We start from the raw sequence: 12,339 nt of genomic DNA, 5'->3' as shown, positions 1-12,339 counted from the left end.
GTAGGATTGTCAGGAAAGCGTTCTATTAAAATCTATGCGTAAATGGGGATTTCTGCTACTAGCAAGTGTGTTGTTTGTGGCACCGTTGGCATCTTGTAGGGATCGATCGGCACAAACCGGACAAACAACAGCAACAACTGCAGCAGGCGGCAACTCGCAACAAGGTTCCAGCCGGATAGATACAATTATCAGCCGGGGCAAACTGATTTGTGGCATCAGTGGCGAACTGCCGGGTTTTAGCTTTGTAGACGAAAAAGGCAAATATTCGGGACTGGATGTGGATGTGTGCAGGGCTGTGGCGGCGGCAATATTTGACGATCCCGAAAAAGTCGAGTACCGAAAGCTCAATGCTAAAGATAGATTTACAGTTTTGCAGGCGGGAGAAATCGACATTCTCAGCCGAAATACCACCTACACCGCGAGTCGCGACAGCACTACCGGACTGGAATTTGCCCCGGTGATCTTTTATGACTCTCAAAGCATCATGGTCAAAAAAGACAGCGGCATCAAAAGTTTAAAAGATTTTGCGGGCAAATCTATCTGCGTGCAGACAGGTACGAGCACCGAACAAAATTTGTCCGACCAAATGCGAAAATTAGGAATTAAATACACTCCTGTGGTGTTTGAAGATGTGAATGCTACCTTTGCTACCTATCAAGAAGGTCGCTGTCAAGGTGTTACTGCCGATCGATCGCAACTTGTTTCTAAGCGGACAACTCTGCCGAATTCCGAGAATAATGTTGTTTTGCCGATCGTGATGTCAAAAGAACCATTAGCCCCAGCGGTGAAAAGCGGCGATCCTAAATGGGCTGATGCGGTGAGATGGATCGTTTTCGCGGCGATTGAAGCTGAAGATTTGGGAATTAATTCAGGAAATGTAGACCAAATTGTGGCAAGCACTACAGACCCGAACATCAAACGTTTGCTAGGAACAGAAGGAGATTTAGGTAAAGGTTTCGGACTCCCGAACGACTACGCCGTCCGCGTTGTGAAGAAAGTGGGGAATTACGGGGAAATGTACGATCGCAACCTCGGCCCCAAAAGTACACTCAAGTTAGAACGGGGTCAAAACAGACTCTGGAAAGATGGCGGTTTGCTTTACTCGCCGCCATTCCGCTAGTAAAGCTATGTAGGGTGCGTGACGGTAAAAATCCCCATCGCCAATCAAGTAACTATCAAGTCACGCACCAAAGCTATGTAGAGTGCGTGACTTGAAAAATCCCGCTCGCCAATCGAGTAACTATCAAGTCATATCAAATCCGGTAGCATCGGAATAATTCATCTCTGTATTCTCTCCCTCTGCGTTCTCTGCGCCCTCTGCGGTTAAATAATTCCGATGCAACCGGAAACGATATCACGCACCAAAGCTCAATCTCGCCTGGATTTGCCAGCAGATTTATCAAATATAATTTAAGTTATGAACCCAGAACCTCAACCGGGCAAAGCCCAGAGATTTCCCAATTTTAAAGATATATCAAAACTGCTGCGGGACGATCGCTTCTGGAAAATTGCCGTACAGGCGATCGCCCTAATTTTAGTAATAATTGTTATCGCCATTCTCGCGGACAATCTCAGTGCCAATTACTCGCAACTGGGGATTGCATTTGGATTTGACTTTCTCAATTCCCAAGCATCCTTTGACATCGGCGAAAGCGTGATTCCCTACAGTCCCGAAAATAGTTACAGACAAGCTTATTTTGTCGGTTTAATTAATTCGCTGCGGGTGATGGGTCTCGGCATTATTTTTGCAACAGTTGCGGGTTTGACTGTAGGAATTGCGCGCCTTTCCGACAATTGGCTGCTGCGGAGTTTGGCTGGTTTGTACGTAGAAATTTTGCGAAATACGCCGTTATTGCTGCAATTATTTTTCTGGTATTTTGCCGTTTTCATTTCCCTGCCAAAACTCGAAGACAATCAGCAGATGAGGGGGCCGATTTACTTGACAAATCGCGGCATTGCTGTACCAACAGCGGTGGCTTTGCCGGGTTTTGAGATTTGGTTGATTTTGCTAACTGTCGGAGTTTTGGCTGCCGCTGGGCTGTGGATGTGGCGGGCGCGGGTGATGTTGGAAGAAGCTAAGCCGGGAAGACAGTTGTTTTGGGCTCTAGGTGCGATCGGGCTAAGTGCAATCTTAGCTTGGATTATCACCAAAAATCTGCCTTTTCGTCTAGATGTTCCGCGCCTGACACCAACATTGCAACTCGAAGGAGGATTAAAATTCACTCCAGAATTTGCTGCCTTGGTGACAGGACTCAGCTTGTATACTGGCAGTTACATTGCAGAAATTGTGCGGGCCGGAATTCAGTCAGTATCGAAAGGCCAGTGGGAAGCGGGAAAGTCTTTGGGGCTGAAGTCTGGAACAATGATGCGGATGGTAATTTTACCGCAAGCTTTGCGGGTGATTGTGCCGCCTTTAACCAGTCAGTATCTGAATTTAGCTAAGAATTCGAGTTTAGCGGTTGCGGTTGCTTATCCCGACGTTTATTTTGTGGTGGGATCTCCGACGTTGAATCAGACCGGTCGGGCGATCGAAGCAATGTTAATTATCATGGTAACATATCTAACAATTAGTTTGATAGTTTCTCTGTTCATGAATTGGTACAATAAAACTGTACAAATCAAGGAAAGGTAAATAGTTGAAATTTAATCTATTTTAATTGGAATCAAAGGAGAGCGCGTTAAATGGCGTACAGTGACTTTAGCTGAGACCGAGTAACGAAAACTTGTGAATTGACGACTAAACAATAATAAAAATAACCAACAACAACTATCTTTTTTTTGCTAGTATCAAACTTGAGGAACATCAAATGACACAAGAATTAATTGCTCTTAGAAAAAGCATAGTGGAAGGAAGGTATACGGATGCTTTGGCAATAGTCGATGAGTTAGATGGAATGAGCAAACAGGCAATTTTGCGACAAATCCAATCTTTTTTAAATGTTTTGCTGATTCACTTGATTAAAAATCAAGTTGAACAGCGATTAACTGGTTCTTGGGCTAGTTCGATTCGCAATTCAATCAGAGAAATTAAGAAGGCAAATATTAAAGATAATAAAACATCTTATTACATCAATTCTGATGAATGGGAGAGTTTTATAGAGGAGGAGGTGATTGAGGATGCGATTGCAGAGGCGGCGGAGGAAGTATTGAATGGTATTTATAGTCAATTTCAACTTGCAGAGATGATGGATAGAAACCTGATTATTCAGACTGCTGTGAGGTTATTGAACTTGACTTATATCCATTCCGCCAAAGATTTACCAGCAGTGTTAGCCCAGCATTTAAGTCAGTTACCAGGTGGAGAAGATTGGATAAATCGGCGAAAATAAGTAGGATTTTTTTTAGCCTTGGCGATTGGAAATCGCGTCTACACAAACAAAACCCCTGGCGATTGGAAATCGCGTCTACACAAACAAAACCCGCCTACGCGGGTTAATAAAATATAGGATTGAAAACCGCTAGATGGAAACTCTCCCCATATTACCGCCCCCAGCCACCGAATCGCCTACCCCTTGGAATTGGGCGCGCAAAAATTTATTTAGTACCTGGTACAACAGCATTCTGACAGTAGTTTGCCTAATTATCGCCTTCCAAACTATTAAAGGAATTATCGTTTGGGCAACAACAAAAGCTCAATGGCGCGTATTAGAAGCCAACTTGCCACTATTTTTCGCAGGAAGATTTCCCCGCGAATCGTACTGGCGGCTGTGGATAGTAACGGCCATAATTGCCTTGTTGGGAGGATTAACTTGGGGAAACATTCAGCGGCAAGAACGTCTTTGGAATCCGCCTTTACTAATTATACTTGGTGCTGCAGTTGTGGGTGCTGTCATTTCGCCGATCGACCTAACCTCTCGTTTTTACCTGCTAGCCAATATTATTGTAGCGGCTGCTAGCTATTGGACGGGGAGACAAATTAACCCTAAAATAATGAGTTGGATACCTGCAATGTGGGCTCTTTCCTTCCCCATAATTTTGTGGCTAATTAAAGGCGGGTTGGGTTTGACAGAAGTGTCAACAAATGATTGGGGCGGTTTAGTGCTGACGCTCTTTTTAGCAGTTATTAGTATTGTGCTTTCCTTTCCTTTGGGAGTATTGCTAGCACTCGGCAGACAAAGTTCTTTGCCCGTTGTGAGACTGTTATCAACATTATATATTGAAATTATTCGCGGTTTACCCTTAATTGGCATTTTGTTTTTAGGTCAAGTGATGCTGCAACTCTTCTTGCCGCCCGAATATCCGAAATTAGATAGAGTAATTAGAGCCATTGCTGGATTAACCTTATTTAGTGCGGCATACTTGGCGGAAAACGTGCGCGGTGGCTTGCAGGCCGTGCCCAGGGGACAAATAGAAGCAGCTAGGTCGATCGGACTCAATACACCCCTACTCACAATTCTCATTGTACTGCCTCAAGCACTGCGAATAGTCATTCCGGCGATCGGCGGTCAATTCATCGGATTATTTATGGATACTTCCCTGCTATCTCTATTCGGAATGTTAGAATTAATCGGAATATCCCGCGCAGTTTTAGCAAATCCATCCTATATCGGCAGATACGCCGAAGTTTACATATTCGTCGGCATCATTTATTGGATATTTTGCTACTCAATCTCCCTAGCAAGCCGCAAAATAGAACGAACTTTAGAAAAAAGTCATTAGTCCGCAGTCTGTAGGGGCGGGTTCACCAACAAAATATAACTCCCAACCCAAATATATATAAACCCGCCCCCTCCCAACCCAAATATATATAAACCCCCCTCCGCTGAAGTAGTCAACAGTCATCAGGCAATAATTATCCGTCATTATTTAAAGGACAAACTATGCAAACTAAACCCACAACCCCAGAACAGGTAATCGTAGCAGAAAACGTCCACAAATGGTACGGACAATTTCACGTACTGCGAGGCGTCAGCATGACCGTAAACCGAGGTGAAGTGGTTGTGGTGATGGGGCCATCTGGTTCGGGAAAATCGACGTTTATTCGCACATTCAACGCCTTAGAAGAATACCAACAAGGTAAAATTACGATCGACGGAATCGAACTTTCCCACGACTTACGCAACATTGAGACAATTCGCAGCGAAGTAGGAATGGTGTTTCAGCAATTCAACCTATTTCCCCACTTATCAGTCTTGGAAAATGTCATGCTAGCGCCAGTATGGGTGCGCCGCTGGCCAAAGAAAAAAGCCGAAGAAGTGGCAATGCAACTCTTAGAAAGAGTGGGCATTTTGGAACAAGCAAAAAAATATCCCGGACAGTTGTCTGGAGGACAGCAGCAGCGGGTCGCTATTGCACGTTCTCTAGCAATGCAGCCTAAAATCATGCTGTTTGATGAACCGACATCAGCATTAGACCCGGAGATGGTGCGGGAAGTTTTAGATGTAATGCGAAATTTGGCTCAAACAGGAATTACAATGGTGGTGGTGACTCACGAAGTTGGGTTTGCGCGCGAAGTTGCCGATCGCATTGTATTGATGGATGGCGGTGTTTTAGTGGAAGAAGCCCAACCAGAAGAGTTTTTTCAGAACCCGAAGGAAGAACGCACCCGCAAGTTTTTATCTCAGATACTGTAACAGATTTTCAAGTGTAGTCGGTGGGTTTGGCGACGGTCGCAGCCGTCAAAATAGACATAATTAAGGTAAAATAAAAGAGTGTACAATCAGTCTCTATTTTGCTGAGATAGCTTGCAATGCCATCCACAAAAACTCTGCCGTTAGTTAAAGACTCGGAACGCCTAGAAAGTCGCCTCAAAGAAATCCCGGCGGTTCCTGGTGTATATTTAATGCGAGACGAGAGCGATCGCATCCTTTACATCGGCAAATCCAAAAAACTCCGAAACCGCGTCCGTTCCTACTTCCGCGAAAGCCAAAATCTCAGTCCCCGCATCGCGATGATGGTGCAGCAAGTGCGCGAAATAGAATTCATCGCCACCGATACAGAAGCGGAAGCTTTAGCATTAGAAGCAAACCTCGTAAAACAGCACCAACCTTACTTTAATGTACTCCTCAAAGATGATAAAAAATATCCTTATTTGTGCATCACTTGGTCGGAGGAATACCCGCGCATTTTTATCACCCGCAAACGCCGCGCCGGTAGTGCAAAAGACCGCTACTACGGCCCCTACGTCGATACAGGGGCACTGAGGAGTACGCTGCATTTAATTAAGCGAATTTTCCCCCTGCGGCAGCGCCCTCAACCGCTATTTAAAGACCGTCCTTGTTTGAACTACGACATCGGGCGCTGCGTTGGCGTTTGTCAAGGGTTAACTTCGCCTGAAGAATACCGGAAAATAATCCAAAAAGTAGCGATGATTTTCCAGGGAAGAACTCAGGAATTGCTCGACTTGTTAGCGCCGCAAATGGAACAAGCTGCCGAAGATTTAAACTTTGAAACGGCGGCGCGCATTCGCGATCAAATTAAGGGTTTGCAGTCTTTGAGTGCGGGTCAAAAAGTGTCTTTGCCCGACGATACGGTTTCCAGAGATGCGATCGCACTTGCGGCCGACACCCAGCACGCTTGCGTCCAATTGTTCCAAATTCGCGCCGGTCAACTGGTCGGAAGATTGGGATTTATGGCGGAAATACCCTCCCAACCCAGGGCGGGTACGGGGGCACCGCCCCTACAAGCGGGGGGGCAAGAGTTATCTCAATCTCTTGTAAAAGATGGGCAAGAGTTATCTGAACTTTCTCTTTCCTCCCCCCCTTGGCAAGGGGGGGAACGAGGGGGGGTAGAGGCCGGAGCGATTTTACAGCGGGTGTTGGAAGAACACTATCAAAATGTTGAATCCGTAGAAATTCCCAGCGAAATTTCTGTGCAGTATGAATTGCCAGAAGCGGAAATATTAGCAGATTGGTTGAGCAACCGTAAGGGGCGAAAAGTTACCATTTTGACTCCGCAGCGGCAAACTAAGGCTGAGTTGATTGAGATGGTGGAACGCAATGCTGAGTATGAATTGGCGAGAATGCAAAGATTGAGCGATCGCAATTCTCAAGCAATGGAAGATTTAGCAGAAATTCTCGATTTGCCAGAAGTTCCTCGCCGCATTGAAGGTTACGATATTTCTCACATTCAAGGTTCTGACGCCGTAGCTTCCCGCGTGGTATTTATTGACGGTTTGCCCGCCAATCAACACTACCGCCATTACAAAATTAAAAATCCTGAAATTAAATCGGGTCATTCTGATGATTTTGCTAGTTTAGCAGAAGTTATCGGTCGCCGATTCCGAGGATTGAAGGAAGAAGAAAGTTCGGCAACGGATTTTATAACGGATAGAACGAATAAGGAAGAAGAATTTAGCGATTTAGGAAAATCGAAAAAAATCAGCAATTTATCCTCCGTTTCTCGTACTATCTCGGACAAACCCGACTTAATTATGATAGATGGCGGCAAAGGTCAACTGTCAGCAGTTGTGGCTGTTTTGCGGGAGATGAATTTGCTAGAAGAGTTGCGCGTTGTCAGTTTGGCAAAGCAGCGAGAGGAGATATTTTTGCCGGGGGAATCTTTGCCGCTGCCAACTAATTCTGAGCAGCCGGGGGTACAATTATTGCGCCGGGTGCGGGATGAGGCGCACAGGTTTGCTGTGAGTTTTCACCGCGATCGCAGAAGCGAGAGAATGAAGCGATCGCGCCTTGATGAAATTCCCGGATTGGGACACCACCGACAAAAACAATTGTTGGCACATTTTCGGTCGATCGACTATCTCCGTTTAGCGACTCCCGAACAGTTGGCAGAAGTTTCTGGGATTGGGCCGCGTCTGGCGCAGCAAGTTTACGATTATTTCCATCCGTAAAGCCTTACCCAGCATCGGAGACGGGGATTTTTGGGTTGAGGGGGCGATCGGGCAGCAAGTCCCGATTCAGCCACTGTGAGGGAGGTATTCAAAAATTTTGCACAGGCCTATTGCAATCCCCAGAGACTTGTGGTATGTTTAGTTTCTGTGCGCGGGCATAGTTTAGTGGTAAAACTTTAGCCTTCCAAGCTAACTATGCGGGTTCGATTCCCGCTGCCCGCTTGCGTCTATAAAAACCTAGAACCCTTGAGAAATCAAGGGTTTTGGCGTTTCTAGGGCTTAGCCTCTATGGTTGCACAAGGCGTTTTGGAGACAATTTGGAGACAATTTGGAGACAAAGACGGGCTGTTTGGAGACAAATTGGAGACAAATTGGAGACAATTTTGGAGACAATTTTGGAGACAATCAAGTCCCTGTGTGTGCCAATATGTCCAAAACTGCCTTCATATCATCCATGTCAGCCTTCGACCTTTCGCGCTGCGCTCTCAACTGGTTGAGCAAGTCGGCTGGCTCTGGAAAATCTGCGACGGTCGGAGCCAAGTTTTTATTTGCTTCTCGATCGCGCTGCACTTCCTTGAGCTCTTGCTCCAACATCTGAACCTTCAGCCCTAAATCGCCGTTGCGCTCGTGTAACTGATTCAGTTCTTTATCCCATTCTGCAAGCTGCTTGTTGGCCGCTTTCAATTCCTGCCTGAGTGATTCATCGTTGCCGTCACTCAGGCACTCAATTTTCCCAAGCGTTCTTCAATCCCTGCTAACTTAGCCGCTAGCAGAGTGTCTAGTTTGTTGTCTAGCAGTTTGTCTAGCACTGGTTCGATGTCCGAAATTTCGGACACTTGTGTTTGAGGTTGGGTTAGCGGCGCCGCTATTGCTTGGTTGGCCGCTTGCTCTAAAGTTCGCACTACCCAAGCATTGACGCTCAAACCCTCTGCGGCTGCGACATCTTTAATGGTTTCGAGCAAGTCTCGGCGGCCGTCCAATCTCAAGTTAAGCTGGCATCTGTCTGTCATGTCTAGTACCTGTCTAGTGATTGTCTAGTTAGATACTAGCACCTTGTCTAGTCATTGTCTAGTGATTGTCTAGTTAGATGCTAGCACCTGTCTAGTAGTCGTCTAGTGATTGTCTAGTTAGATGCTAGCACCTGTCTAGTAGTCGTCTAGTTGGTTAGCACCGAGTTGTTCCAGACGTTCTTCAATGACAGTTATTCGTTGAATTAGTGGGGCAATGCGATCGGATATCAGTAGGTCTACACTTTTGGCGGTCACTGTAGACACGAGGCTTGTGTCACTCTCTGTAGCCACCGCTGTAGACGTGCCTGAGACTTCCTTGAGAATGCGTTGTGCAGCTTGACTTACTGACTCACCCTCTAGTCTCTGAGCTTCTATCCAGTTCAGAAAGTGACCGGAAGCCCTGAACGATACGACTTGACTTTGACTCATTGTAGACACCTGTATACAGTATTTGTCTACAATAAATGATGTCTGTCTACACTGTCAACATTTTGTCTACAAGGCTAGTAGACATAAAGCCTACTAGCAGCGGTTTTTGGCTCAAACCAGACTTAAAGCTTCATCAGGTCAGAAGGTTCAAACTCGAATTGCCGAACGTTTCTGACAGGCTTATCGAACCTGACCAAGTAGCTAGTGCTACCACGGCTGCTGTAGATATTGTCCACGACCTCGCCTCGTGCTCCTTGATAGAGACCGCCGACATCCTTGACCACAACCCGATCGCCTATCTCAAAAGTTCTAGGCTTCTTGGCAGAGGTTGCTGTAGATTTAGCGGTTTCTGTAGTACAGCTCATCATTAATGTTTCTGAGTTTTCTAAAGATGCCGATTTTGTGTCCACAGTGTCCACACTTGCACTCAAAGTGTTGTCTAGTAAGGGTTTAAATGTGTGGACACTGGTGTCCACAGTGAGCCCACACTTGTCCACACTTTTGTCGTTATCTGCCTCTTTAAGTGTGGACACTGTGGACACCGTGAATAGGGAAGTGTGGACACGTGTATCGCTTTCTGCGTCATGGTTTGACGCTACTGTGGACACTGTGGACTGTGGACACAGGGTAAATGAAATTCTTTGACCTTTTGTTGTAGTCTCCCCATACTTCATCTCGACCAACTCTGCAAACCATTCTTGAATTTGCTGCTTGCTAGGTCGATGTTTGGCATTGAAAGCTAGGGTGACATCCCGTGCAGAAACTGTCCCACCCTTGGCTTCTGCCAGAGCGAGAATTTTTACTAAATTAGGGGCCAGTGCAGTTCGATCGGAGAATTCTGTGTAGAGCACGTCAATCTGGTTTGCGGTGAAAACCACAAATTTAACTGCTGCTCGCACAATACTTTTTGGGATGCGGGGCGTGACGGGTTGGTCGTTAAAAATACAGTTGAGTGTGTGAAGGACTCCGGCAAGCTTTCCCACTTTTTCCGGCGCCTTGCCAATCATCGCCCGTTTACCTTGCATAGGTTCTGCAACCCGCTTATCCTCTGCCTTGTTGTAAAACTCTGTAAAGTAGCGTTTGGCGTCGGGTTCTAGCTCTAGTTTTAGTGCTGGCAGTGCATCAATCTTTTGGTAAAGACTGCTAAGTATTGGAGTTAGATCAAAGCTTCCGCTGTCCTCTAGGGATAATTTCGATGCAGCCAGCGGTTGAATCACAAAATCGAACCGAGCAAACTTTCCGTTAGAGTCGCTGCAATCTTTGAGTAAGCTTGCGAGCACGTCGGGCTGAATTGTCCCGAACACTGACAGTAACAACCCGTCTAGGTCGGCTTTAACTCCCGACGCTCTTAGAACTGTGCTGCCTGTGCCGTTCCAAAATTCGAGTAAATCTTCATCGTCGGAACCTTTGCCACCCCGATACTGGTTTGCAGACTTAAACAGCCCCGCCAGTTCATCGCACCGATACATCAGCGCCTGATCGGGATGCTCAGCTACTTGATAGAGAATCCCCTCTCCTGTGGTCTTCGAGAAAGAGTAAAGTTTTTGGCGTGGTGGTTTTGGGGCAACACCTTTATCCTCTCCTTTTGCCGCTCTCCAACTTGCTAATTCCCTCTCGTAAGCTTCTTGTGCTTTTTCAAATTCCTTCCTTGCCTGTTCCCGCAATGGCTGCATCGGGCGATCAATAATTTCCCGCATGATGGGAGATTTTTTCTGGGAGGATTCAGCAACAATGCCAGCAAAATAATTAGGAGTGACGCGGTAGTTTGTGTCATTGCGGAGTTTGATTTCGCTCCCAACTTTAAAGAGGCTGGAAATTTGGGTCAGCAGAGTTGTGAGATAACACTCCGGTTTTAGGTTCAGCATTTTTGCCAGTTTTTCGATTGGCGCCGCTAAACCCACAGGGATGATTTCAGCAATATTTATCTGAGATTTTTTTGAGTCCAGGAGCCGTGTAACCTCTGCGGCCAAATCTTCCCTGTTGACCTCTTGCTCTAACTCTTGTTCACTGTCGCGGTAAATTTTCCAGACATCAGCCGGAGCCAGCCGATAAGTCTGAGCCAGCTCTGAGATTTTGATTTGAAGCTGCGACCTTTTTAAATCGGAGTCAAGCAGTTCGTCAATTTTGACCGCTAGTTCGGAAAGGTTGGGGACTTCAAACTTTGGATGACTGACAACTTTTTGCGCTTGCCGGGGAACTTCAAAAACTTTCTTCTCTCCGATCGCCGCTGTTATGTCGCTGACCGAAAGTTTCTCGTGCGTAATCCAGTCGAAAATATCGAGCCCGCCCTTCTCTGGCAAATTTTCCCAAGCTTTACTCTCTGGGAATGGGTAAAGCCACAAAGCATCAGGGAAGTGTTCGGCAACTTTCTCTGCGTGTTCGATTCCCTTTTTGTCCCGGTCAGGGACTATGACAATCAGCTTTGCACCTTGCAAGTCTAAGGAGTCGGTAAGTGTGAATTTACCGCCCCCGCCGATATTGGTAGTCGCAGCTAGCCCAAGCTTCCACAGTAAGTCAGCGCAAGGTTCACCCTCCACAAGGTAAATCGTTTCGTTGTTTGCGATCGCCTTTCTGATTTCGGCATAGCGGTAAACCGGGATATTGGCACGGGCAACCTTGTTTAAATCCTTATCTGTACCTAGCCCGTACAGCCATTGTTTTTTATCTTTATCCCAGCGTTGCTGCTTAATTTTCTTGTTACCCTCACCGTCATCAACCCGTTCTACACGTGCCAAAGGGGAACCATTGCGATCGGGATAGTCCCAGTAGCGAATACCTTTGGGTCGGATATCTTTGGTAGTTTTTTCTTTAAGAACGTACACACCGCAGCGGCTATCAGAACTTGTGCCGTCAAAGTGCCACAGGTCAGGCTGCTGAGTTTTGGTGTGGTCGAAGTTTTGATGGCAAAGAACCATCTTCCCGTCGTGGCTAATACGGCAGTCGCGGTCTTTGGTACGTCCACAGACCGGGCAAGGATTAGACTTGCTGCTGCTGATAAGATTTCCGCGAACACTTGTAACTTGACCGCCGATCAGAGTAGAATTGTTGTACACGAAATTTAGCTCGCCCACAGCGAGTTGAATGTGGATAGATGCAAAAGCCGTTCTTTCG

Annotated in this window: 10 protein-coding genes and 1 tRNA gene; 7 read left to right on the top strand and 4 right to left on the bottom strand. The window is 46.3% G+C overall.

Annotation, left to right across the window (positions count from 1 at the left end):
* Positions 1–34: 34 nt before the first annotated feature.
* The 7 genes from QUB39_RS21825 to QUB39_RS21795 all read left to right on the top strand — a co-directional run bounded on the left by QUB39_RS21825 (position 35) and on the right by QUB39_RS21795 (position 8,011).
* Entirely contained in the window at positions 35–1,120 is a 1,086-nt protein-coding gene (locus tag QUB39_RS21825; protein WP_333058036.1) for an amino acid ABC transporter substrate-binding protein, read from the top strand.
* Between the two features lie 297 nt (positions 1,121–1,417).
* Positions 1,418–2,632 (top strand): ABC transporter permease subunit, encoded by a 1,215-nt coding sequence (locus tag QUB39_RS21820; protein ID WP_333313965.1) that lies wholly within the window; start codon positions 1,418–1,420, stop codon positions 2,630–2,632.
* Between the two features lie 175 nt (positions 2,633–2,807).
* Complete coding sequence (locus tag QUB39_RS21815; RefSeq protein ID WP_333058038.1) at positions 2,808–3,329, top strand: DUF29 family protein; 522 nt, start codon at positions 2,808–2,810, stop codon at positions 3,327–3,329.
* A gap of 133 nt (positions 3,330–3,462) precedes the next feature.
* Positions 3,463–4,659 (top strand): amino acid ABC transporter permease, encoded by a 1,197-nt coding sequence (locus tag QUB39_RS21810; protein WP_333058039.1) that lies wholly within the window; start codon positions 3,463–3,465, stop codon positions 4,657–4,659.
* Positions 4,660–4,820: 161 nt separating this feature from the next.
* Entirely contained in the window at positions 4,821–5,573 is a 753-nt protein-coding gene (locus QUB39_RS21805; protein WP_333210979.1) for an amino acid ABC transporter ATP-binding protein, read from the top strand.
* Positions 5,574–5,689: 116 nt separating this feature from the next.
* A complete protein-coding gene (gene uvrC, locus QUB39_RS21800; RefSeq protein ID WP_333058042.1) occupies positions 5,690–7,789 on the top strand; it encodes an excinuclease ABC subunit UvrC in 2,100 nt (699 codons plus the stop codon).
* Between the two features lie 151 nt (positions 7,790–7,940).
* A tRNA-Gly gene (locus QUB39_RS21795) sits at positions 7,941–8,011 on the top strand.
* A gap of 183 nt (positions 8,012–8,194) precedes the next feature.
* Here QUB39_RS21795 and QUB39_RS21790 read toward each other — a convergent pair.
* The 4 genes from QUB39_RS21790 to QUB39_RS21775 all read right to left on the bottom strand — a co-directional run.
* Positions 8,195–8,473: a flagellar alpha dynein gene (locus tag QUB39_RS21790; protein WP_333058043.1), complete on the bottom strand. Its 279-nt coding sequence runs from the start codon at positions 8,471–8,473 to the stop codon at positions 8,195–8,197.
* Positions 8,474–8,505: 32 nt separating this feature from the next.
* Entirely contained in the window at positions 8,506–8,799 is a 294-nt protein-coding gene (locus QUB39_RS21785; RefSeq protein ID WP_333058044.1) for a hypothetical protein, read from the bottom strand.
* A 135-nt stretch (positions 8,800–8,934) separates the two neighbouring features.
* Entirely contained in the window at positions 8,935–9,228 is a 294-nt protein-coding gene (locus QUB39_RS21780; RefSeq protein WP_333058045.1) for a hypothetical protein, read from the bottom strand.
* 122 nt (positions 9,229–9,350) lie between these two features.
* Positions 9,351–12,339: DUF3987 domain-containing protein (locus tag QUB39_RS21775; protein ID WP_333210976.1), on the bottom strand; the 2,989-nt coding region annotated here is incomplete at its 5' end.

Origin of the sequence: Microcoleus sp. AT8-B5 (genome assembly GCF_036705565.1) — a bacterium.
Taxonomy (GTDB): Bacteria; Cyanobacteriota; Cyanobacteriia; order Cyanobacteriales; family Microcoleaceae; genus Microcoleus.
This window is presented reverse-complemented; position numbering and strand designations above follow the sequence as displayed.